Source organism: Microbacterium sp. CFBP9034 (assembly GCF_034045255.1).
Classification (GTDB): Bacteria; Actinomycetota; Actinomycetes; order Actinomycetales; family Microbacteriaceae; genus Microbacterium.
This window is the reverse complement of record NZ_JAXCWC010000001.1, coordinates 421,169-444,357: the sequence shown is the minus strand read 5'-3', so window position 1 is coordinate 444,357 and position 23,189 is coordinate 421,169. Positions and strand designations below refer to the sequence as shown.

Annotated in this window: 22 protein-coding genes; 8 read left to right on the top strand and 14 right to left on the bottom strand. The window is 69.6% G+C overall.

Annotated features, from left to right (window positions below):
• Position 1: 1 nt before the first annotated feature.
• Positions 2-763, bottom strand: a complete 762-nt coding sequence (locus tag SOM19_RS01970) for a FadR/GntR family transcriptional regulator (protein WP_320484870.1) — start codon at positions 761-763, stop codon at positions 2-4.
• Between the two features lie 69 nt (positions 764-832).
• On the opposite strand from SOM19_RS01970, the gene SOM19_RS01965 reads away from it, so the two are divergent.
• Genes SOM19_RS01965 through SOM19_RS01935 form a run of 7 tightly spaced genes read left to right on the top strand, consistent with a single transcriptional unit; the run spans position 833 to position 8,818 of the window.
• Positions 833-2,029: a mandelate racemase/muconate lactonizing enzyme family protein gene (locus tag SOM19_RS01965; RefSeq protein ID WP_320484869.1), complete on the top strand. Its 1,197-nt coding sequence runs from the start codon at positions 833-835 to the stop codon at positions 2,027-2,029.
• Complete coding sequence (locus tag SOM19_RS01960) at positions 2,029-2,988, top strand: MBL fold metallo-hydrolase (RefSeq protein ID WP_320484868.1); 960 nt, start codon at positions 2,029-2,031, stop codon at positions 2,986-2,988. The genes SOM19_RS01965 and SOM19_RS01960 overlap by 1 nt, the downstream gene beginning before the upstream one ends.
• A complete protein-coding gene (locus SOM19_RS01955; RefSeq protein ID WP_320484867.1) occupies positions 2,985-4,037 on the top strand; it encodes a Gfo/Idh/MocA family protein in 1,053 nt (350 codons plus the stop codon). The genes SOM19_RS01960 and SOM19_RS01955 overlap by 4 nt, the downstream gene beginning before the upstream one ends.
• Positions 4,038-4,058: 21 nt before the next feature.
• Entirely contained in the window at positions 4,059-5,300 is a 1,242-nt protein-coding gene (locus SOM19_RS01950; RefSeq protein ID WP_320484866.1) for a CaiB/BaiF CoA transferase family protein, read from the top strand.
• On the top strand, positions 5,297-6,091 hold the full coding sequence (locus SOM19_RS01945; RefSeq protein WP_320484865.1) for an enoyl-CoA hydratase/isomerase family protein: 795 nt from the start codon (positions 5,297-5,299) through the stop codon (positions 6,089-6,091). The genes SOM19_RS01950 and SOM19_RS01945 overlap by 4 nt, the downstream gene beginning before the upstream one ends.
• A gap of 28 nt (positions 6,092-6,119) precedes the next feature.
• Positions 6,120-7,316, top strand: a complete 1,197-nt coding sequence (locus tag SOM19_RS01940; RefSeq protein WP_320484864.1) for a fumarylacetoacetate hydrolase family protein — start codon at positions 6,120-6,122, stop codon at positions 7,314-7,316.
• A complete protein-coding gene (locus SOM19_RS01935) occupies positions 7,313-8,818 on the top strand; it encodes an aldehyde dehydrogenase (NADP(+)) (protein WP_320484863.1) in 1,506 nt (501 codons plus the stop codon). The genes SOM19_RS01940 and SOM19_RS01935 overlap by 4 nt, the downstream gene beginning before the upstream one ends.
• A gap of 18 nt (positions 8,819-8,836) precedes the next feature.
• Here the strand turns inward: SOM19_RS01935 and SOM19_RS01930 are convergent, their stop codons facing one another.
• From SOM19_RS01930 to SOM19_RS01880, 11 genes are all read right to left on the bottom strand, one after another.
• Positions 8,837-9,784 carry a carbohydrate ABC transporter permease gene (locus tag SOM19_RS01930; RefSeq protein ID WP_320484862.1) on the bottom strand — a complete coding sequence of 316 codons (948 nt, stop codon included), beginning with the start codon at positions 9,782-9,784 and terminating at the stop codon, positions 8,837-8,839.
• Positions 9,771-10,691, bottom strand: a complete 921-nt coding sequence (locus SOM19_RS01925; protein WP_320484861.1) for a carbohydrate ABC transporter permease — start codon at positions 10,689-10,691, stop codon at positions 9,771-9,773. Before SOM19_RS01925 ends, SOM19_RS01930 begins: the two co-directional genes overlap by 14 nt.
• Before the next feature lie 31 nt (positions 10,692-10,722).
• On the bottom strand, positions 10,723-12,084 hold the full coding sequence (locus SOM19_RS01920) for an ABC transporter substrate-binding protein (RefSeq protein ID WP_320484860.1): 1,362 nt from the start codon (positions 12,082-12,084) through the stop codon (positions 10,723-10,725).
• Positions 12,085-12,266: 182 nt separating this feature from the next.
• On the bottom strand, positions 12,267-12,590 hold the full coding sequence (locus SOM19_RS01915; RefSeq protein ID WP_320484859.1) for an L-rhamnose mutarotase: 324 nt from the start codon (positions 12,588-12,590) through the stop codon (positions 12,267-12,269).
• Positions 12,587-13,702 (bottom strand): Gfo/Idh/MocA family protein, encoded by a 1,116-nt coding sequence (locus tag SOM19_RS01910; RefSeq protein WP_320484858.1) that lies wholly within the window; start codon positions 13,700-13,702, stop codon positions 12,587-12,589. The genes SOM19_RS01915 and SOM19_RS01910 overlap by 4 nt, the downstream gene beginning before the upstream one ends.
• A gap of 5 nt (positions 13,703-13,707) precedes the next feature.
• Positions 13,708-14,667, bottom strand: a complete 960-nt coding sequence (locus SOM19_RS01905) for a carbohydrate ABC transporter permease (protein ID WP_320484857.1) — start codon at positions 14,665-14,667, stop codon at positions 13,708-13,710.
• Positions 14,664-15,647, bottom strand: coding sequence for a carbohydrate ABC transporter permease (locus SOM19_RS01900; protein ID WP_320484856.1), 984 nt, complete (start codon positions 15,645-15,647; stop codon positions 14,664-14,666). Before SOM19_RS01900 ends, SOM19_RS01905 begins: the two co-directional genes overlap by 4 nt.
• 64 nt (positions 15,648-15,711) lie before the next feature.
• Positions 15,712-17,031 (bottom strand): ABC transporter substrate-binding protein, encoded by a 1,320-nt coding sequence (locus SOM19_RS01895; protein WP_320484855.1) that lies wholly within the window; start codon positions 17,029-17,031, stop codon positions 15,712-15,714.
• Between the two features lie 236 nt (positions 17,032-17,267).
• Positions 17,268-18,143, bottom strand: coding sequence for an amidohydrolase family protein (locus SOM19_RS01890; RefSeq protein WP_320484854.1), 876 nt, complete (start codon positions 18,141-18,143; stop codon positions 17,268-17,270).
• 49 nt (positions 18,144-18,192) lie between these two features.
• A complete protein-coding gene (locus SOM19_RS01885; protein WP_320484853.1) occupies positions 18,193-18,864 on the bottom strand; it encodes an RraA family protein in 672 nt (223 codons plus the stop codon).
• Positions 18,851-20,029: a mandelate racemase/muconate lactonizing enzyme family protein gene (locus SOM19_RS01880; RefSeq protein ID WP_320484852.1), complete on the bottom strand. Its 1,179-nt coding sequence runs from the start codon at positions 20,027-20,029 to the stop codon at positions 18,851-18,853. The genes SOM19_RS01885 and SOM19_RS01880 overlap by 14 nt, the downstream gene beginning before the upstream one ends.
• Positions 20,030-20,134: 105 nt before the next feature.
• On the opposite strand from SOM19_RS01880, the gene SOM19_RS01875 reads away from it, so the two are divergent.
• Positions 20,135-20,872: a FadR/GntR family transcriptional regulator gene (locus tag SOM19_RS01875; protein WP_320484851.1), complete on the top strand. Its 738-nt coding sequence runs from the start codon at positions 20,135-20,137 to the stop codon at positions 20,870-20,872.
• 6 nt (positions 20,873-20,878) lie between these two features.
• Here SOM19_RS01875 and SOM19_RS01870 read toward each other — a convergent pair whose 3' ends face one another.
• Together SOM19_RS01870 and SOM19_RS01865 are read right to left on the bottom strand one after the other, a co-directional pair.
• The gene (locus SOM19_RS01870) at positions 20,879-22,180 is read right to left on the bottom strand and encodes an L-fuconate dehydratase (protein ID WP_320484850.1); all 1,302 of its coding nucleotides are present in this window, start codon (positions 22,178-22,180) and stop codon (positions 20,879-20,881) included.
• Complete coding sequence (locus tag SOM19_RS01865) at positions 22,177-23,154, bottom strand: aldo/keto reductase (RefSeq protein WP_320484849.1); 978 nt, start codon at positions 23,152-23,154, stop codon at positions 22,177-22,179. The genes SOM19_RS01870 and SOM19_RS01865 overlap by 4 nt, the downstream gene beginning before the upstream one ends.
• Between the last annotated feature and the right edge of the window lie 35 nt (positions 23,155-23,189).

Genomic DNA, 23,189 nt, shown 5'->3' with positions numbered 1-23,189 from the left:
CTCAGTCCTGCGGTTCCTTCCCGCGTCTCAACGTGGGGAGGCGACGCCGCTCCCACGAGCCCAGGATGTGCTCGTCCATGGCTCGGCGGGCCGCATCCGCGTCGCCGGCGTCGATGGCCTCGACGATGCGCTCGTGCTCCTGCATGGTCATCTCGAAGGCATGCTCCGGGTCGACGCCGTGGTACCGGGTGCTCTCCAGCGCGCGATCGAAGAGCACCCGCGCGATGTTCTCGGCGAGCAGATTGCCGGACAGCTCCATGACGGCGATGTGGAACCGGACATCGGCCTGACGGAAGGCGGCGGAGTCGGCCATGTTCTCCTGCATCGTCGTCAGGCTCGCCCGCAGCGTCTCCACCACCTCGTCGGTGCGCCGCGCCGCCAGTGCGCCGGCCATCGCCGCTTCGAGAGCCCCGCGGACGACGCTCAGATCGTCGAGGATGCCGAGCGCGTCGTCGTGGCCGATCAGCGCGGGGAGGACGAGCGGGTCGAGCAGGTTCCACGCCGACATCGCATTGACGTGGGTGCCCCTCCCCTGCGCGACGGTGACCATCCCCTTCTCCTGAAGCCGCTTCATGGACTCGCGGATGACGGTGCGGCTCACCCCGAACTGCTGACTCAGCACGGCTTCGGGCGGCAGCGTCTCGCCGGGCTGAACGCGGCCGGACACGATCGCCTCGACGAGTTCGTTGAGGACGGCCACCCCGATCCGATCGAACGGCAGCCTCCCCGCGTCTCGCATGCCGGTAGGGGTCAGGTCGCTCATGCAGGCCACTCTATGACCCGCGTCTCGCCCGATCGCCATCCCCACCTAGACATGCCATACATATGATGTATGCTGTTTTCTGTCTCACCCGATCTCGAAGTCAAGGGCGATATGAAGATCACGGGCTACCGCACCCTCACCACGCACCACGACTGGGGCCGCCCGGTGGGCGATGCCAACGGCTTCATCGCCTCCGGCGTCACCGAGGTCCCGCTCCTCCTTCTCGAGACCGACGAGGGCCTGACGGGCATCGGCATGGGCTCGCACCACGATCTCGACCGGCTGTTCCCCGCGCTCGAAGGGCGTGATCCGCGCGCCGTCGCATCGCTGTACGACGACATGCTCGCCCGGGTCTTCAAGTCCGGGCACTCCGGCGCGACGTTCGGCGGCGTGGGCGCCTTCGACATGGCGCTGTGGGATCTCAAGGCGAAGCTCGCGGGCGAGCCGCTGTGGCGGCTGCTCGGGGCGGACGATCGCTTCGTCCCCGGCTACGCCTCGGGGCTCGACATCGCCCTCGACGACGAGCAGCTCGCCCGGTTCTACGGCGGAATGGCCGAGCGCGGGTTCACCGGGGGCAAGCTCAAGGGCGGTCGCGATGTCGAGGTCGACATCCGCCGGCTCGACATCATCTCGGACGCTCTCTCGCGCAATGCGCCGCGTCCGGCCCTCATGCTCGATGCGAACGAGTCCTGGAACCTCAAGCAGGCCGTGCGCCACGTCTGTGCGATCGAGGAGCGCCACGACCTCACCTGGGTCGAAGAGCCGCTTCGCCGGTGGGATGCCGCGGGCCACGCCCGCCTGAGCGCCGCGGTCCGCGCGGCGGTGGCGACAGGAGAGAACCTCACGGGCCTCGAGCAGTACCGCCAGCTCCTCGACGCGGGCGCCGTCGACATCGTCCAAGCCGGCGCCGTGTGGGGGGTCACCCATTTCCTGCGCGTCGCGATCGCGGCCCACAGCCGGGACCTGCCCGTCAGCCCGGTCGGCCTCTCGGCCAACCATGCGGTGGCCGCTGCCGCCGCCGCCGTCCCCAACCACCTCTCCGCCGAGGTGCAGGACCTGGGCGAACCCTACGGGGTCACGCTCGACCAGGAGTTCGCGGACGGCGGCATCGTGCTCGGCGACTCACCGGGTGCGGGCATCGTCATCGACGAGGCGCTCATCGCGGGGCGCGAGGACGCCGTCGGGTGGCAGGTGCCCGAAGGCCCCCACGTGCGTTCGAGCCGCACCGGTCTGCGGCTGGTGGCCGACGCGACATGGGAGGGGTGATGGAGCTTCGCCCCGGTCTGCACCGCATCGTGGCTCCCCTCGGGGAGCGGTTCATCGCCATGTACCTCCTCGAGGGGCCGGAGGGAGCGCTCCTCTTCGACACCGGCATCGCGGAGAGCGTGCCCGGCACGCTGATTCCGTACCTCGAGGGCATCGGCTTCGACCTCTCCCGGCTGCGGTGGGTGGTGAGCTCGCACTGCGACTTCGATCACACCGGCGGCAACGCCGCGCTGGCCGCCGTCGCGCCCGGAGCGCAGTTCCTCGCCGGGTCGGCGGATGTCGCGATGACCGAGGATGTCGAGGAGCTCATCCGGGGCCGCTACGGCGAGTTCGCCGACGACGACGGGTTCGACGACCCGCCCGCGACGACGGCGTTCGTGCGGGCATCGACCGGTCTCGTCCGCGTGGACCGCGCGCTCGCCGGCGGCGAGGACTTCGACCTCGGCGACCGCGTCGTGCAGGTGCTCGCAGCACCGGGCCACTCCCCCGGCCACCTCGCCCTGTGGGACGCCGGGAACTCGAGCCTGCTGATCTCCGACGCCGTGCTCGGCGAGACCGTGCCGACGGCGGCCGGAGACCCGGCGTTCCCGCCGACGTACCGGGACACGGCGGCGTACGTCGAGACCATCGCGCGTCTTCGCGCGCTGCGCGCGGAGCTGCTGCTCACCGCGCATTACCCGATCTACGAGGGCGCGGCCGTCGATGCGTTCCTCGACGAGTCGCTCGCCTACACCGAGCTCATCGACGCGGTGATCGAGGACGCCCTTCGCGACGCGGGCGCCCTGACGACGCGGGAGCTGATCGAGCGCACCGCGGGCCGACTGGGCGCGTGGAGCTCCGACGCGGCGGCGTACCTGATCTTCCCCCTGACCGGGAATCTCGAGCGTCTCGTCGCGGGCGGAGCAGTCGCCGTCGGCCGCCGCGACGGGTTGCGCACCTGGCGGTGGGTCGCCGCATGAGCAGGGTGCGCCTCGGTGCCGTCGGCGCGGGCTGGTGGGCGACGAGCAACCACTTCCCGCTGTTCGCCGCGCGCGACGACGTGGAGCTCATCGGCGTCTGCGGGCTGGGCCCCGGTCTCGACGACATCCGCGACCGCTTCGGCTTCGGCTTCGCGACCTCCTCGAGCGACGAGCTCTTCGCGGCCGACCTCGACGCCGTCGTGATCTCGACGCCGCACGACCTGCACCACCCGCTCGCCGCGGAGGCGCTCGACCGAGGGCTGCACGTGCTGTGCGAGAAGCCCATGACGCTGCACGCCGACGAGGCGTGGGACCTGGCGGCTCGGGCGGAGCGCGCGGGCACGGTGTTCCTCGTGCCGTACGGATGGAACTACAAGCCCTTCACCGTGGCCGCGAAGCGGATGCTGGAGGCCGGGCGGATCGGAGAGATCCAGTACGCGCTGTGTCACATGGCCTCACCCACCCGGGGCCTCTTCGGCAGCGACCCGACGCACATGCTGGAGCGCTGGAACTCCGCGACGGCCCCCGACCCCGGCACCTGGTCGAGCCCCGCGCACGGCGGCGGCTACGCCCACGGACAGCTGACCCACTCCACCGCCCTGCTGTTCTGGCTGACCGGACTGCGGGCCTCATCGGTCGCGGGCCACGTGATGGATGCGGGCGCCCCCGTCGACCTCTTCGACGCCGGAGTCGTCCGCTTCGACAATGGTGCCCTCGGCGCGCTGTCGGGCGCGGCGACCCTCGCCGACGGCGACAAGTACCAGGTCGACATCCGCCTGTTCGGCACCGAGGGGGTGCTCATGATCGACGTGGAGCGCGAGCGGGTGACACTCAGTCGCTACGACGGCGAGCGCGAGCAGGTCGAGATCGCCGAGGGCGAGGGCGAGTATGAATGCCTCGTCCCGCCCGCCCGCTTCATCGAGCTCATCACCGGTGCCTCGAGCGAGAACAACTCCGGCGTCGACGTCGCCGCGCGCTCCGTCGAGCTGATCGACGCGCTGCTGCGGTCCTCTGCCGCCGGCGGCGCCGATACCCCTGTCCATGACTGAACCAGACGCCGAGGCATCCGCATGACCGAACCGACTCCCCGCATCCTCGACGGCTACCGCGTCGTGGACTGCTCCATCGCGATGGCCGGCCCCTTCGCCGCGCAGCGCCTCGGCGACCTCGGCGCCGATGTCGTGAAGGTGGAGCCCACCGCCGGCGAGTGGCAGCGGTTCGCCGCCGCAGGCGGCGCTCAGGGGAACCGCATCAACGTCTCGTTCCTCTCGCTCAACCGCAACAAGCGCTCGCTCGCCGTCGACCTCAAGTCCGAGGCCGGCAAGTCGATCGTGCGCGAACTGGTCGCCACCGCGGACGTGTTCCTGCAGAACTACCGTCCGGGCGTCGCCGCCCGGCTGGGCCTGGACTACGAGACGCTCCGGGCGCTCAACCCGTCGCTGGTCTACGTGTCGATGTCGGGGTACGGCGAGGACGGCCCGTACCGCGACCGCCCCGGGCAGGATCTGCTGATCCAGGCGATGAGCGGTGCGATGCTGTCGGCGGGGCGCGCCGGCGAACCGCCCACCCCGGCCGGTCAGTACCTCGCCGACGCGGTGACCGCGTCCACGGCGTTCGAGGCCGTGCTGGCCGCGCTGCTGCATCGCGAGCGCACGGGCGAGGGTCAGCTCGTCACGGTCAACATGCTCGACGCGCTCACGACGCTGCAGATGCAGGAGCTGTCGGTCTTCACAGTCGGCGGCGTTCCGCAGCACCGCGGCGAGCAGCCCAACGCGCACGTGTACATCCGCGCGCCCTACGGCGTGTTCGCGACCTCGGACGGGTACCTCGCGCTGGGCTTCGCCGAACTCGGCCCGCTCGGCGAGGTGATCGGCGAGCCCTCGTTCGCGGGACTGGATGCCGAGGAGCACGGGTGGACGCACCGCGACGAGCTCTACGCGAAGACGGCCGCCCGCCTCGCCACCGACACGACCCAGCATTGGCTGGACGCCCTCCTCGCGGCCGGCATGTGGGCCGGCCCCGTGTACGGCTACGAGGACCTCGTCGCCGACCCGCAGATCATCCACAACGGCACCTTCGTCGAGTACGACCATCCGACCGAGGGCAGGGTGAAGACACCCGGCTTCCCATACCGCTTCCATCGGACGCCCGCCACGGTCGAGCGCGGCGCGCCCCTCGTCGGAGAGCACACGCGCGAGGTGCTCGCCGACCTCGGGTTCTCCGAGGACGCGGTCGACGCGCTCCTGGCAGAGGGGGCGGTCGCCGAGACGACACTGTCCGCCGTGGTCACGGCCGATTCGGCGACACCGTGAACGGCGCGATCGAATACGACAGCGGCACCGAGCTCATCGTCGTCACCGTCGAGGGTCGGGTGGCGACCATCCGGCTGAACCGGCCGGACAAGCTCAACGCCGTCACGCAGGCCATGTCGGACGCGCTCGTCGAGCTCGTCCAGCGCATCAACGACGACCCCGCCGTCCGGGCGGTCGTCTACACGGGGACCGGCCGTGCGTTCAGCGCGGGGTCCGACATCCACACCCTCGATCGCTACGAGACGCCCTGGGCGTTCCGCAACCGGCGCGACTACTGCGACGCACTCCGCGCTCTGCGCAAGCCTGTCGTCGCGGCGGTGAACGGGTTCGCCCTGGGCGGGGGCCTCGAGACCGCTCTGACCTGCGACATCCGCATCGCTGCGCGCACGGCGACGTTCGCGGCCCCCGAGATCAAGCTCGGCTGGATCGGCGGCGGCGGCATGTCGGCGCTGCTGGCGAACTCGATCGGCGCGAGCAACGCCGCCCTCATGCTCATGACCGGCGACCCGATCGACGCGGAGCGCGCGCTCGCGTGGGGTCTGGTCAGCGAGATCGCCGAGCCCGAATCCGTGGTGGCGCGTGCGCAGGAGATCGCCGCCACGATCGCGTCCCGCCCGCCGATCGCCGCCGAGACCGCCAAGGCGAACCTGCGGGCGGCGTACAACCTGCCGCTGGATCAGGCGATCGGCTATGAGCGCGAGCTGCAGGGCATCGCATTCGCCACGGAGGATGCGGCCGAGGGACGCGCTGCGTTCGCCGAGCGCCGACCCGGCGACTTCCACGGTCGCTGAGCCGGCCCCCTACTGCAAGGAGCGACAGATGACGGATGACTGGACCGGCGGTGCGATCGGCGCCCTGCCCGCCGACGCCGCCTCCTCCCTTGCGGGGCGGGTCTGGGACCCCGTGGCGGGAGGACCCTCGGTGGTCGCCATCCGCGACGGCGACGTCGTCGACCTGTCCTCGTCCTTCGCGACCATGCGCGACCTCACGGAGACGCCCGATCCCGCCGCCGCCCTCGCGGCCGCCGCGGGTTCATCGGTCGGCTCGTTCGCCGACATCCTGGCGAACACGGCGCCCGAGACGCGCGACCCGGGCCGCCCGTGGCTGCTGTCGCCGATCGATCTCCACGTGGTGAAGGCGGCGGGGGTGACCTTCCCGGTCTCGATGCTCGAGCGCATCATCGAAGAGAGGGCCAGAGGAGAAGCGGATGCCGCGCACGGGGTCCGCGACCAAGTTCTCGACGCGATCGGGACAGACCTGGGCGAGCTCGTGCCGGGATCTCCCGAGGCGGCCCGCCTCAAGGCCTATCTCATCGCCGAGGGCCTGTGGAGTCAGTATCTGGAAGTCGGCATCGGACCGGACGCCGAGATCTTCACCAAGGCGCCGGTCATGGCCACGGTCGGCACCGCGGCCGACGTCGGGATCAGGGCCGACTCGGAGTGGAACAATCCCGAGCCCGAGGTGGTGCTCGTGATCTCCTCGGCGGGCCGCGTGGTGGGCGCGACGCTCGGCAACGACGTCAACCTGCGCGACATCGAGGGCCGCTCGGCTCTGCTGCTCGGTCATGCCAAGGACAACAACGCGTCGGCCGCGGTCGGGCCCCTGCTGCGCTTGTTCGACGCCGGGTTCTCACTCGACGACATCCGCGGGGCGACCGTCACGCTGAGGGTCACCGGAGAAGACGGCTTCGAGATGACCGCGAGCTCCCACATGGCGCGGATCAGCCGTGACCCCGCCGACCTGGCGTCGCAGGCCATCGGCGCCCACCACCAGTACCCCGACGGGCTCGTGCTCTACCTCGGCACGATGTTCGCCCCCGTGGACGATCGCGGCGAACCGGGCCGCGGGTTCACGCACCACCGCGGCGACATCGTCTCGATCTCGTCGCCCGCCCTGGGCGGGCTCGTCAACCGCGTGCGGCGCAGCGAGGAGGCGGCGCCCTGGGACTTCGGCATCGGGGCTCTCTTCGCGAACCTGACGACGCGCGGCCTACTCTCCCGCGGAGGCTCCCGATGACCGTGACCACCACAGACCCGCGCACCGGCGAGACCAGCGACACCGGCATCGCCGAGACGACCTCGGAGGGTGTGGCTGCGCTGGCCGCAGCATCCGAATCCGCCTTCCGCACCCTGCGCCGCCGCCCCCGGGCGTGGCGATCCGGGCTCCTGCGCGCCCTCGCCGACGGGCTGGAGGCGGACCGTGAGCTGCTCGTGACGACGGCGCTGGCCGAGACCGGGCTCGCCGAGCCGCGGCTGTCCGGCGAGCTCTCCCGCAGCATCTTCCAGCTGCGGCTGTTCGCCGACGCCGTCGATGACGGCGGTTACCTCGAGGCGATCGTCGACCACGCGGGACAGACGCCGATCGGTCCCGGTCCGGACGTGCGCCGGATGCTCGTGCCCATCGGGCCCGTCGCGGTCTTCGGCGCGAGCAACTTCCCGTTCGCGTTCTCGGTCGCCGGAGGCGACACGGCTTCGGCGCTCGCGGCCGGCAACACCCTGATCGTGAAGGCCCATGGCTCTCACCCGTTGACCTCGGCCCGTTCCTTCGCGGCCCTGCAGCGCGCCGCGCGCGCACACGGCGCACCGGATGGGACCCTTGGCATCGTGTTCGGGCAGCGCGCCGGCGCCGCCCTCGTGGCCGATCCGCGAGTGAGGGCCGTCGGCTTCACCGGGTCGCTGGCGACCGGCCGGATCCTCCTCGACATCATCGACGGACGCGAGGCTCCCATCCCGTTCTTCGGCGAGCTGTCGAGTCTCAATCCCCTGATCGTCACGCCCGGAGCCGCCGGTGCCCGGGGGGCGGAGATCGCGGACGGTCTGTTCCTCTCCTTCACCGGCTCGGGGGGTCAGCTGTGCACGAAGCCGGGAATCGCCTTCGTCCCGGCTTCGGCGGACGCGCTGGTCGACGCGATCGTCGCCCGCGCGCAGGAAGCCGACGCGCAGACGCTGCTGAACGACCGCATCCACGGCGCGTTCGACGAGATCCGTCGGCGTCTGATCGAGGAGGGCCGTGCCCGGAGCCTGGCGGCACCGCGCGCCGGCGGTCCCGGCTACGCATCGACCCCCGCCGTCCTGGAGATCGACGCCGCCTCGCTGACACCCGCGGCGACCGAGGAGGCGTTCGGGCCGCTGCTGCTGATCGTGCGCTATGACTCACTCGCCGACGTCGTGGGCGCGCTCAGCGCCGTCCCCGACTCCCTCACGGCGACGATCCACGGTGAGCCCGACGAAGCCGAGCAGATCGCGGAGCTCACGGAGGCGGTTCGCGACCTTGTCGGTCGCGTGGTCTACAACGGCTACCCCACGGGGGTGCGCGTGTCGTGGGGCATGCACCACGGCGGACCCTGGCCGGCGACGAACACGCAGCACACCTCCGTCGGCGTCACGGCCGTGAGGCGCTTCCTTCGGCCGCTCGCCTGGCAGGATGCGCCTGAGTTCGTGCTCCCGCCCGAGCTGCGCGACGGCGAGGTGGACGTTCCCCGTCGCGTGGACGGCGTGCTGCACCTCGCACGCTCCTGACGGGCGCGGCATCCGTCGTCATTCCTTCGTCCCTCCGGCCGTCATGCCGCTGACGAGGAAGCGCTGCGAGAACAGGAAGATGATGAGCACCGGTGCGACGGACAGGATCGTCGCGAGCGCGAGCACCGGCAGGTCGATCGTGACGGAGCCCACCGTGGTGGGGTTGAACAGCGGCACGTTGGAGAGCAGCTCCGCGAGGCCGACCTGGATCGGCGCTCTGCGTCCCGGCACCATGACGAAGGGCAGGAAGTAGTTGTTCCAGTTGCCGACGAGGTTGAAGAAGCCCACGAGCGCGATGACGGGCGTCGCGAGCGGCATCGCGATCTGCGTGAAGACCCGGAACTCTCCCGCGCCGTCGATCCGCGCGGCATTGAGCAGATCGCGCGAGACCGCCGTGGAGAAGTAGATGTACGTGAGGTACACGCCGAAGGGGAAGAACGAGAACGGCAGGATCACCGACAGGGGCGTGCCGACGAGCTTGAGGGCGCTCAGCTCGAGGAATGTCGGCAGCACCAGTGCGGTGTTCGGGATCAGCATGACGATGAGCGTCGCCACCAGGAGCGTGCGCCGCAGCTTGAACTCCACCATCGCGAGCGCGTAGCCGGCGGGGATGCTCACCACGAGCGCGATGACCAGCGCTGCCCCCGAGTACAGCGCGGCATTGCCGAGCCACACCCACACGATGCCGTTCTGGAAGGCCATGAGCTCGCCCCAGTTCGAGGCGAGCGTGTCGAACCCTCCGAAGCTGAACGGATTCTCGAGCAGCAGCTGTCGCGGAGTCTTCGTCGGGGCCAGCACGAGCCACACCATGGGGACCACGAAGAAGAGCACGAAGAAGCCGATGACGCTCCATGCGAGCACGCGCCCGATCCAGCGCGCGGGACTGGGGCGCTCGGTCTCGACGTCGCGCATCCCGTACCGCGCCTTCGCGCCGCGGGGGCGGACGATGGTCTCAGTCGCGCTCAAAGAGTCCTCCTCGGAAGACGAACAGCGCCGACAGCGCCACGGCGACGACGAGCAGCAGCAGCGAGATCGCCGCGGAGCCGTTGAAGTCGTTCTGGCGGAAGGCGAACAGGTACGCGAGCTGGTTGAGGGAGTAGTCCTGCGGCACGACGCCCTTCGACGCCTGCGACAGCACCCGAGGCTCGACGAACAGCTGCGTGCCGGCTGCCAGTGACATCACGGCCATGTAGGAGATCCACTTCCGCATGAGCGGGATCTGGATGTACCAGGCCGAGGCGATCGGGCCTGCACCGTCGATGCGGGCCGCCTCCATCACGTCGTCCGAGATGTTGTTGAGCGCGCCGTACATGATGACGATCCAGCCGCCGGCGCCGGCCCAGAAGGCGATCAGCGTGAAGACGATGGGCAGGTTGTCGATCGAGACGACCTGCACGAAGGTCTCGAAGCCCAGCGCGTGCAGCACTCCCGAGACCGGGCTGACCGTCGGGTCGAGCAGGAACAGCCAGAGCATGACGCTCGAGGCCCCGGCGAGCGCCCCCGGGATGTAGTACAGGAAGCGCACCGAGGCCGAAGCCCACCGGATGCGGATGGCGTGCACGACGAGAGCGAGCAGCACCACGAAGATCATGAGCGACGCCAGCCAGAAGGCGATGTAGACCGCCACGTGCTGCACCGCCGGCCAGAACCGGTAGTCGTTGAAGACCCGCACGAAGTTGTCGACTCCGACGAAGCCGCCGTCCTTCGTGAACGCCAGGTAGATGGCGTAGAGCGAGGGGAAGAGGCCGAACGCCAGGAGCAGCACCGCGTAGCCGCTCGAGAAGATGTACCCGATGCGGGCCTGGCTGCGATCCGGGCTCCGGCGGCGGCCCCGCCGCCGGCCCAGGAGCGGGCCGACGGCGGGAGCCGTCAATTGCGCGGTGGTAGCGATGAGACTGCCCTCACTACTCGGCGACCTCGTAGCCCTGAACCTGGGCTTCGTTGAGGATCTGCGTGTGCCAGTCGGGTACGAGCTCGGCGATCGACTTGCCGGCCGCGAGGCCGGGCACGACCACCGCCGCGTAGGCGGTCTCCGGGCTGAAGCTGGGGAAGCCCCAGCCGCTCCAGACGCTCGAGGCGGCCGTGGCGACCGCTGATTCGAAGTCGCCCACGAAGTAGCCGCTGGAGGCCTGCGTCGCGAGCCAGCTCGCCGCCGCCTCCTCGTAGGCCGGCAGGCCGGACGCGAGCTCGACCGCCTTCTCCGAGGACACGACGTACTCGAGGAACTGCTCGACCGCGTCGAGGTTCTTCGAGTGGCTCGAGCCGTACCAGACTCCGCCGCCGACGTTGCCGGTGACCTCGTCCTCGCCCTCCCAGTACAGCGGGTCGGCGGCGCCGAACGTGCCGGCGGGAGCGTTCACGTTGTCGGGGTTCTGGAAGATCGCCCCGGAGTACCAGGCCGGACCCGGGATCGCGACGATCTTGTCGGCGTACTTCTCGACGAAAGTGGCGCTGAACACGCTGTCCTGGACGAGGGTGCCGTTGTCGATCATGTGGTCGAGCATGTCGGTCATGCCGACCGAGTGCGGGTCCTCGAAGTCCGACGAGAAGGTGTTCCCGTCCAGCTGGAAGATCGGCGCCTGCGCGCCCCAGTAGTAGACGTACGTGCCGGTGAACGAATCGCCGATCGAGCCGAGGATGTAACCGGGGTGCTCCGCGGCCAGGTCGTCGCTGAGCTTCTGGTAGTCCTCCCAGGTCTGCGGGATGTCATAGCCGAACTCGTCGAGCAGCGGCTGGTTGTACCAGAGCACCACCGGCGCGAGGTCGTTGCGCAGTCCGTAGACGGTGTCGTCGACGGTCATCGGGTCATTCGCGCCGGCCGTGAAACCGTCGAGGAACCCGTCGTCGAGGAAGCCCTTGTTCAGGGGCGCGGCGAAGGCCTGGGCGCCGTTGGTCTCCTTCGCCGCCCACGACGCGTCGTTGGTCTGCGTGGAGAAGACCACGTCGGGCCACCCCTCTCCGGACTGATCGAACAGAGCGATCTTGGTCTGGAAGGAGCCCGAGCCGCCGGCGTTGCCGTCGTAGGTCTCGATCGAGATGGGAACGTCGGGGTTCTCCTCCTCGAAGGCCTTCGCGATCGGCTCGCGAGCGGCATCCACCCACACGGTGATCGTGCTGTCCGGATCCTGCTCGGCCGGAGTGAAGCCGAGGCCGGAGTCGGTCTGTCCGCCGCCGCCACCGGCGCACGCGGTCAGCGCGATGAGGCCGGCGAGCGTGGTGCCCGCCGTGAGGAGACGGGTGACTGATCTGCGCTGCTGTGCTGCCATGGCCAGAGCCTTTCTTGGTCGGCGACATTGACGACGGGCCGCAATGCGACCGTATGAGACCTAGTAGATCATACATCTGACCTATGAGCAATATCGGCCGGTCCAGGCGACCGAATCCACCGCTGAGCGGCCGTTGAGCGCCCGCTCGGTCAGCTCGGCCACCGCTCAGCGAGTGAATCCGCTCAGTCGTGGTGGAAGATCTCGGGGAGCTCGCTCCACCATTCGCCCGCGCCCCGGTCGGGCAACGGGCGCTGCAACGGCTCCTGCACGGCCCACCAGCGCTGGGTCTCGGGGTCTGCGGCCACCGCGGCCATGTCGGCCTCGTAGTCGTCGCCGACGTACTCGAAGTACGAGAACAGCAGATCGCCATGACGGTAGATGGAGTAGTTGCGGATATTGCTCTCGGTCAGCCGCGCGAGCACGGCCGGCCACACGGCGGCGTGGTAACGCTCGTACTCCTCCCGGTTCTCGGGAGGCAGGCCGATCACTGAGGCCACGCGCTTCATCGCCCGGTCGCCTCGTCGACGGGCACGGATGCCTCGACGCCTTCTCGTTCCTGCGACGTGTATGCCGCCTCGACGACGGCCATCGTGTGCAGGACGTCGTCCACCGACGTGGGCAGATCGGGCACCGACCCCTCGACGAAGCGCTGCACCGCCCCCATCGAGCCGATGAACGCGTCCGGGAACCACGACCCCTCGAAGGGCACGTCCTGCCAGCCTTTCTCCTTCTCATCGAGCAGGATCAGCTCCAGCGCATCCGGCCCCCCGGTCGGATAGTCCAGGAGCAGTCCCATCTGCGCACGGATCGCGCCACGGGTGCCCTCCCACTTGATGTAGCTCTCCTCGTGCTCGGGCCCGAACGCGTGGTCGTGGTTCGTGCTGACGGTCACGCGCAGCGGTCGATCGCGGTAGCGGAGCAGGATGGTCGACCGCGTGTTGGCGACCTCGTGCTTCTCGGGGTGCGGCAGCGTCACCGCGCTCACGCCGTCCGGATCGCCCAGGAATGATCGGACGAGGTCGAGGTAGTGCACGCTGTGCATGTTGATCTCGAGGCGCTCGAGACCGAACACGTGCGGGAAGAGGTGCCAGGGTGTGTCGACCTGCACCCGGATCTCGAGGTCGTAGAGCTCGCCGATGGTCCCGGCGGCGATGAGACGGCGCGCCTCTGCGACGTACGGGGCGAATCGCAGCTGCGTGTTGACCGCCGCGATGAGCCCCTTCCGCCGGCACAGGTCCCGCAGCGCCACACCCTGCTCGAGCGTGTGGCCGAGCGGCTTCTGGATGAGCACGGCCGCGCCGTCGGGCAGCGCCTCGAGTGCGTCGGCGTACTGCTCGGGCATCAGCGCGATGTCGTAGACCGCGTCGGAGGGAGCGGCGGCGACCGCCTCGGCGACCGTGCCGAAGACGTGCTCGATCCCGTACTCGTCGGCGAGCGCCTGCGCCCTCGCGATCGTGCGGTTGACGAGCCCCCACACCGGATACCCCGCCTTCCGGTAGGCCGGAAGGTGGGCGTCCTTGACGATCCCACCCGTCCCGATGATCACGATGGGACGCGGATGCCTCGGCAGCTCCACGGTGTAGGCGGCGGAGGGATGCCGCTCCGGGTGGTCGTCCATCGGTCTCATCCCTTCACGGCGCCGACTGTCTGTCCTCGGATCAGGAACCGCTGCGCGCCGAGGAAGACGATCAGCAGCGGCACCATCGAGATCACGGTCGCGAGCGCGAGCTGCGGCATGTAGAGCTTCACGTCCAGCCCGGCGGCGACGGTGGCGTTGAAGAGCGGGCTCGCGCCGATGAGCTCCTGGATGCCGATCGAGATCGTCTTGTTGTTCTGGTTGGAGGTGAGCAGCGCGAGCGGCAGGAAGAAGTTCGTCCAGTTCGCCACGAACGAGAAGAACGCGACCAGGGCCACCACCTGCTTGGAGATCGGCAGGGCGACCTGGAAGAAGATGGCGATCTCGCCCAGGCCGTCGATGCGCGCCGCCTCGACGAGCTCCGGTGGCATCACGGTCATGAAGTGGATGTACGCCAGGTAGGCCCCGAACGGGAAGAATCCCATGATGACCGCCACCGGCCACAGCTGCCCGACGGCGCCGATCGCGTTGACTTCCAGGAACAGCGGGATCACCAGCACGGTGTTGGGCATCACCATCGCGAGCAGCGTGGCGAACAGCCAGAACTTGCGGGAGCCGAAGCGGAGCCGCGCCATCGCGTAGCCCGCCGGAAGGGAAGCGATGAGCGCCAGCAGGCCGCCGGCGACCGCGAGGATGATCGAGTTGAGGATCCACCGCTGGAACAGCCCGCCGTCGCCGGGACCGAATCCGGTGATCTGGCTCCAGCTGTACACGACATTGTCCCAGGACATGCCCCCGAGACCGAGGAAGCCGTCCGTTCCGGCCTCGATGCCCTCCTGGCTGCGGAAGGCCATGGCGATGAAGCCCACGATCGGGATGACGAACATGGCCGCGACGGCGAGCATCACGGTGACGCGGCTGATGCGTCCGGCGCTCCAGCGCCGGTAGCCCACCGGGTGGGGCAGGTTGTCCAGCTCCAGCTCGGGCGCTTCGAGGGGCGCGGTCATCGGGCCTTCTCCTTCTCTTCGCCGAACAGGCCGCTCTTGAACACGATGAAGATGCCGATCGCCAGGGTGATCACGAGCAGGATGATCGACATCGCCGCGGCGGCCGGGAAGTTGCGGTTGGTGAACGCGAAGGCGTATCCCAGCTGCGTCGGCGCCCATTCGGCCTCGACAGATCCGGACGAGATCTGGCGCAGCAGATAGGGCTCGAGGAACAGCTGGAAGCCGTACGCCAGATTCATCAGAGCGGCGTACCCGATCCAGGGGCGGATGAGCGGCAGCTTGATGTTCCACGCCAGACGCCAGGCCCCGGCACCGTCGAGCTCCGCCGCCTCGAAGATGTCGTCCGGGATGCCGTTCAGGCCGCCGTTGACGATGACGATCCAGGTGCCGACGCCCTGGAAGAAGAGCATCGCCGTGAGGATCCAGGGCAGGTTGTCGGTCGTCGTGATCTCTTTGAGCGTGTCGAGGCCCGCGCGCTCCCAGAGGAAGGCGATCGGCGACTCGGTCGGATTGAGCAGGTAGACCCACAGCACGAAGTTCGCGATGCCGGCGAGCGCTCCGGGCACGAAGTAGATGAACCGCATCGACCCGCCGAATCGGCCGGGACTGGCGTGCACGAGCAATGCGAGGCCCACCACGCCGAGGATCATCAGCGGAAGCCAGATGATCATGACGCTGAAGATGTTGACGAACGTGTCGACGAAGCGGTAGTCGGTCACCACCGTGACGAACGCCTCGAGACCGCCGAACCCCGACTGCGGGTTCACGAGCGTCGCCGGCTTCTGCAGCGAGATGAAGAAGGCGTAGGCGATCGGGATGGCGGCGGCCACCAGGAAGAGCAGCGCGTAGGGCGACATCAGCACCCATGCGCCCCGTGCCTCCGCGCGGTGATGCGCGCGCCGCCTCCGCGGCTTCCCGCCTCGGGCTCCCCCGCCGCGGCGCTGCGCGGTGGTGAGGGTCTCGGTGAGTGTGGTCGTCATCAGCTCTTCCTCGAATCGCGGACGGAGGGGGTGCCGGTCGCCGACCGGCACCCCCTCGCGCACGTCACTGAACGGTGTAGCCCACCGACTTGGCCTGGTTCACGAGCTCCTCGCCGAAGGCGGCGATCGCCTCTTCGACCGAGCCGCCGGCGATGAGCGTCGGGCTGACCGTCTCGGTCCACACCGACCCCGTGTCGTACAGCATGTACGAGTAGGGCTTCACCGCGGAAGCCGCCTCTTTGAACGCCTCCTGCACGGTCGGGATGTCGGCGAAGTACTCGTCCGCCTCGATCTTGGCGAGCCATGGGTCCTGCACGGGACCGTAGCCGGGCAGACCCGTGCTGAGATCGACCTGCCACGCGGGGTCGGTCGCCACGAAGGTCGCGAACGTCAGCGCGTTCTCGAGCTGCTTGCCCTTGATGTGCGAGGAGACGCCCCACAGGCCGCCGCCCTCGTTGCCCGTCGACGGCTCGGATTCGCCTTCCCACGTCAGCGGCGCGACCGCGCTCATCTGACCGGCCGGGATCTTCCAGGTGTCGCGGAAGAGGTAGTTGCCCCACCAGACCGCTCCGGGGCTCATCACCAGGTTGGCGCCGGCCTCGGCCGCATCGCCGTCGAAGATGCCCTGGGTGCTGAGCGCATCCGCGTCATACATCTGGGTGAGCAGCTCGGTGGCGCGGACGCAGGCGGGGTCGCTCAGGTCGATGTGAGCCTCCGTCTCGGAGACGCGATCGTTGGTCGGGCAGCCGGAGCCCTGCAGATAGCGGTTGACGGCGTAGGCATCGCCCAGGAACCCGCTGATCTTGCCGGGGTGCTCCTCTGCGATGGTCGCGGCGAGCTCGCCGTACTCCTCCCACGTCGTCGGCAGCGTGTAGCCGTTCTCGTCGAAGAACGCCTTGTTGTACCAGAAGACGTCGGGGGCGGCATCGTTGCGGAGGCACCGGATCTTCCCGTCGATCTCGCAGAACGACAGGACGGCGGGGTCGTAGCCCTCGATGACCTCGGGGAGGAGGTCGGTGAGGTCGGCGGCGTAGTTGCTCGTCGAGTTCGTCGCCCACGCGATGTCGTCGTTGGACGGGAAGAAGATCGCATCCGGCCAGCCGGAGCCCGCCTCGTCGAAGTTCGCGAACGACTGCTTGACGGTCTTTCCGCCGACAGTGCCGTCGATCTGGACGACGTCGATCTCGATGTCGGGGTACGCCTCCTGGAACGCCTCCGCGGCCGGGACGCGAGGCGGGTCGACCCACACCGTGATCTTTCCGCCCGAGTCGGTCTGCGCTTCGGCGGACGGTGCTCCCGTGCCGCCGCCGCCGGAACATCCCGCGAGGGCGAGGGCCGCCACGACCACTCCCGCGCTCGCGGCGAGAATCCTCTTGGTCTTCATTGACACTCCTTAGTGAGGGGGCGTCCGAACCGCACGCCCTTGTGATGCTGTCTGTGGTGCTCTCACGTCATCCGCGCCGACCTGCTCAAACGTTATCCCTGGGATTGCATGAAGTCAAACGTTTGCTCATACCGGTCGGGTGACGATCGAGCGCGTTGAAAGTCGACGATACATCGGATGAATCAATACCGATACCCCGGTTAGTAACGATCCGGGACGATTCCTCGGGTGAGTGATTAGATCATTGGCCGCCGGAGCCGATCGGCGTCGAGCCGATAGAACTCGGCAGCCGTCCGGCCTCGGACCTGCTCGGCCTCGACGGGTGCCAGGCCGTCGAACAGCGGGCGCAGCCCCTCCCACACGCGGGTGTATCCGCCGGCGAGCACCGAGATGGGCCAGTCTCCGCCGTACATGAGACGCCCCGGGCCGAAGAGGTCCAGCGCGCGGTCGAAGAACGGCCGGATCGCCTCGGTCGTCCAGGCGCCGATGTCGTCGGTCGCCGAGTACAGCCCGCTCACCTTGCCGTACACCAGCGGGTTCTGGGCGGCCGCCGCCATCAGGTCGTCCCAGGGCTGATCCGAGGGGAGGCCGACAGGAGGCTTGGCGAGGTGATCGATCACCATCCGCAGTTCCGGATGCCGGGCAGACAGGAGGGGGACGAGCTCCAGGTGGCGCGGCAGCACGGCCACCACATCCAGTGCGATCCCTCGCTCCGAGAGCAGGGCGAGCGAGGCGCCGACCTCGGGCCGGAGGAGCCAGTCCGGGTCGGGCTTGTTGTGGATCAGGTTGCGCACGCCGACCATCAGGGAATCGCCGGCCCACGAGTCGAGCGTGGCGGCCGTGCCATCGGGGTCGTCCAGGGGGGCAAAGCCCACGATGCCGACGACCTCGCGGTGCGCGGCCGCCGACTCGCGCATGAGGGCCGTGTCCTCGGGGTTGTCGGCGGACTGGACCTGGACGGTGAAGTCGACCCCGGCCGCTCTCAGCTCCGGGGAGAGCATCTCGAAGCTCATCGCGCCGTCGATCGGCGCGAGCTCAGGCCCGAGCCAGTCGTACTCGGCACGAGCAGGATCCCACACGTGCTGGTGGGCGTCGATCACCGGGAAGGTCATTCGTCTCTCCTTCGTCAAGCCTCGGAGTCCGCGGCGGTGCGCCGTCGGGTCACAGTACGCGGTGCCGGTCCCACACGGAGCGCAGGGACTCCCCCGCCAGCAGCTCCGTGAGCACGGTCGACTCGCGCGACGCCCTCTCGCGGGCGAGGCCCAGCACCCGCTCCTCGTGGGACCGCGGGACGACCACCACGCCGTCGTCATCGGCCATCACGAGGTCGCCCGCTTCGATCCTCACTCCGCCGAGCACGACCGGTGCATCCACGTCGACGATGCGCAGGCGAGCACGGAAGTCGATCGGCCGCCGCGAGCGTGAGAAGGCGGGGAATCCGAGTGCGGCGATGCGATCGGTGTCACGGAGGTTGCCGTCGGTGATCACTCCGACCGCGCCGGCACCGCGGGCCGCCGCGCTGAAGAGCTCGCCCCAGAACGCGGAGTCGTTGCTCCGATCCGTCGCGATGACGACCAGCTCGCCCTCACCGAGATCGTCGATCGCGTCGATCGCATCGCCGTACGGATCCTCCGGCTGGTCGACGAGCGACGGCGCGAAACGCAGCGTCCGGGCGCGTCCGATCGTCCGCGTGCCGGCGACGACCGGCGCCAGGCGCTCGGTCAGCACCTGGGCTCGCAGCCCCGCCGCGTCGCACGAGTCGCTCAGGATCGCGGTCGTGAGCCGCTCGTCGCCCGGAAGCGGGAAGAACCCGCGGGTTTCAGCGGATGACATGACCACCTCCGGGCCTGAATGCGAAGTCGCGCTCCACGTCGGCGGTGACCTCGACGCCCAGGCCGGGGGCGGTGGGCGCGTGGATCCGGCCGTCGCGGAAGTCCACCGCTTCGACGAGCAGGGCGTCCCGCAGCGGATTGGGCAGGGTGCAGTACTCGAAGAGCTCCACATAGGGGTCGGCGAGCACGGTGTGCAGGTTCGCGGCGAACGTCACGGCGCTGCCCCAGACATGCGGCACGCACGCGGCCCCCGCCTCGTGCGCGCGGCGGGCCACTCGCGAGAAGGCCCGGGGACCGCCGACGAACGTCACGTCCGGCTGGGCGATGTCGAGCGCGCCCGCATCGAGCAGCTGTGCGAACTCCCGCTCGGTGCCGTTGGACTCCACCCCGGACACGGCGACCCCGACGGCGCGGCGGACGGCGGCGTAGCCCTCGACGTCGTCGGCCTGGCAGGGCTCCTCGTACCAGCGGGCGCCGAGTTCGGCGGCCCGGCGTCCGACGCGGATCGCGTCCTCGAGGGTCCACGGATGGGATGCGCACGCCTGCACCGCGTCGATGATGAACCGCGTCCCGTCCGGAAGCCGTGACACCACATGGTCGAGCAGCCGCAGGGTGGTGTCGGCGTCTTCCATCGCCCGGAACTTGACGGTGCCGAAGCCGGCCGCGACCTGGTCCTCGGCCCACGCGGAGACCTCGTCGAACGTGGTGCCCAGGCCGCCGCTCGCGTACGCCTCGATGTGCGGGCGCCGCGCGCCGCCGAGAAGGTCGTAGGCCGGCACGCCCGAGCGCTTGGCCGCGGCATCCAGCACCGCCGTCTCGAGCGCGCCGGCCACCCCGCTCGCGATGCCTCCTCGCGACCAGAAGGCCGTATGGGCGCGAAGATGGTCGCCGACATCCAACGGGGAGGCGAAGCTCCGACCCTGGATGTAGGGCCGGTACGCCTCGACGAGGCCGGGCACCGCCTGGGCGGCCATGATGCCCGCACCCGCCTCTCCCACCCCGGTGGTCCCGTCGCTCAGCGTGACGATGACGAGCGCGGCGTCCCACGAACGGATCGTTCCGCCCACCCAGGTCAGCTCTTCGCCCGGCGCGTACCGGTGCGAGAGCAGCACCGCTCGCACGTCGGCGACGGAGAGGTCGTGCTCGTCGGATTCTGGGTTCGTCATCGAAAACCCGCTCATCATCGGATGTCTGAACGCTCTCATGCTAGAGCAAACGATTGATCATCGGCTAGTCCTCTGATGATCGTCGAGAACCGTACACTGACACGCATGATCGACGAGACCGGCGCCGGTACCCGCTCGCAGACCGATGTCGTGATCGACGGCATCAAGGGCATGCTGACGCGCGGCGAGCTCCACCCGGGATCGCGGCTCCCCGTCGAGAAGGACCTGGCCGCGCAGCTCGGCGTCTCCCGCGGCTCTCTGCGTGAGGGCGTCCGGGCCCTCGCCACCCTCGGCGTGCTCGAGACGCGGCAGGGCGACGGGACGTACGTGACGTCGCTCGACCCTCGTACGCTGCTCAGCCCGCTGGGGTTCCTCGCCGATCTGCAGCAGCCCGCGCATGCCGCCGACCTGCTGGCCGTGCGACGCGTGCTCGAGACCGAGAGCGTGTCGCTGGCCGCCACGCGGCTGAGCGACGACGAGATCCTCGAGCTCGATCGCGTGCTGGGCGTGGTCGACCGCATCCTCGAGAGCGACCCCGACATGGACCTCGAGGCCTTCATCCACGCCGACACCGAGTTCCATCGCCTGATCGCCCGGGCGAGCGGCAACCCGCCCCTCGCCGCGATCATCGACACGCTGGTCGGCCGCACCTTTCGCGCCCGACTGTGGCGGGCGATCTCGCACCGCGGGTCGGTCCGCGAGACCCAGGCGGAGCATCGGGCCATCCTCGACGAGCTGGTGCGCCGCGACCCGGAGCGGGCGCGCATCCGCATGTCGGTGCACCTCCTCGGCGTCGAGGAGTTCAGCGCCGCGCACGCCGACGAGGACCCGGAGGCGTCGTAGGAGGCGTCAGCGCGACGCCCAGAAGGTCCCGTCGGGGAAGGAGTACTCCGCCACCGACGAGTCGTGCATCTGGGCACTGTACCCGGGCAGCCCGGGGAGCACGTAGGAGCCGTCCTCCACGATGCAGGGATCGACGAAGTGCTCGTGCAGGTGGTCGACGAACTCCGTCACCCGATTCTCCAGTGAGCCCGACACGCACACGAAGTCGAAGATCGACAGGTGCTGGACGAGCTCGCAGAGCCCGACGCCTCCCGCATGGGGGCACACCGGCACGCCGAACTTCTTCGCCATGAAGTACACGGCCAGGATCTCGTTGACGCTGGCCAGCCGCGCCGAATCGAGCTGGCAGAAGTCGATCGCCTCGGCCTGGAACATCTGCTTGAACAGCACTCGGTTCATGCCGTGCTCCCCCGTCGCGACGCCGATCGGAGCAACGGCCCGGCGGACGGCGGCGTGGCCGAGGATGTCGTCGGGGCTCGTGGGCTCTTCGATCCACATCGGCCGGAACTCGGCGAGGTGGCCCATCCACTCGATGGCCTCCGGCACGTCCCACACCTGATTCGCGTCGATCATCAGGTTCGCGTCCCAGCCGATGACCTCGCGGGCGATGGTGAGTCGCCGGATGTCATCCTCGAGATTCGCGCCGACCTTCAGCTTGACGTGGCGGTAGCCCTCGTCGACGGCCTCCTGCAGCAGGCGACGGAGCTTGTCGTCGCTGTAGCCGAGCCATCCGGCGCTGGTCGTGTAGCAGGGGTAGCCGCCGCGGGCCTCGAGCTCGGCGATCCGGTCGGCGCGCGTGGGGGCCAGGTCGGTGAGGAGGGCGATCGCCTCGTCGCGCGTCAGCGCGTCGGAGAGATAGCGCAGATCCGCCGCGTCGACGAGCTCTTCCGGGCTCATGTCGGCGAGCAGGCGCCACAGCGGCTTTCCGGCCAGCCGCGCGGCGAGGTCCCACATCGCGTTCATGACGGCGGCCATCGCGAGGTGGACGACACCCTTCTCGGGACCGAGCCACCGCAGCTGCGAGTCGCTCGCCAGCTCCCGGTATACGCCGCCGAGATCCGCGACGGCCGCTTCGACCGACCTGCCGATCAGGGGCAGGCCCCGCTGGCGGGCGGCCTCGACGCACAGATCGTTGCCTCGCCCGATGGTGAAGGTGAATCCGTAGCCCTTCACCGCAGGATCGTCGGTGTGGACGACGACATAGGCGGCGGAGTAGTCGCCGTCCTTGTTCATCGCGTCCGATCCGTCCATCGTCAGCGAGGTCGGGAAGCGCACATCGTGCGCGGTCACAGCGGTGATGGTCGTCATGCGGGGTCCTTCGGGATGAGGCCGGTCTCCGCGAGGTCTCGCCAGAGGTCGTCGGGGATGGATGCCGCAGCGCGGGCCGCGTTCTGCGTCACCTGACCGCGTCCGCGGGCGCCCAGCACGACGCTCACGATCGCGGGATGCCGTGCGACGTACGCGATCGCCGCTTCGGGCACGGTCACGCCGTGCGCTTCGCACCGGTCGGCGATGGCGTTCACCCGTGCGAGGAGCGCCGGCGGTGCCGGCAGGTAGTCGAACATCGCATCCGGGGCGGGGCGCGGCGTGCTCAGCAGTCCGGAGTTGTACACCGCGGCGGCGACGATGGCGACATCCCGCTCGAGCGCCAGCGGCAGGAGCTCGTCGAGCGCCTCGCCGTCGAGCAGGGTGAAGCGTCCGGCGCACATCAGGATGTCGACGTCGGCCCGCCGGATCAGCTCCGCCAGCGGCGCGGCGTGGTTCATCCCGGCGCCGACCGCCGACACCACGCCCTGCTCGCGCAGTTCGATGAGCGCGCCGATCCCCTCGGTGGAAGCGACGTCGAAGTGGTCGTCGGGATCGTGGAGGTAGACGATGTCGAAGCGGTCCAGACCGGTGCGCTCGAGCGACTCCTCGACGGAGCGCAGAACGCCGTCGCGGGTGAAGTCCCACCGGCGGACGGGGTCGGCGGGCACGTCGAAGCCCTGGGCATCACGCTCGTGGGCCGTACCCGGGCTCGGTTCGAGCAGTCGTCCGACCTTCGTCGAGACCACGTACTCGTCGCGCGGCCGGCGCCGGAGCTGCTCACCCAGCCTGCGCTCGGACAGTCCCACGCCGTAGTGGGGAGCGGTGTCGAAATAGCGGATGCCGCAGTCCCACGCGGCGTCCACCGTGTCGACGACCTCCTGCTCCGTCGTGACGCGGTAGAGGTTGCCCAGCTGTGCCGCGCCCAGCCCGAGCAACGTGAGCTCGAGGCCGCGCCGCATCGCGCGAGTCTGCATGGTGTTCCCTCCGTCGACTTCCCCATGCTAGACGA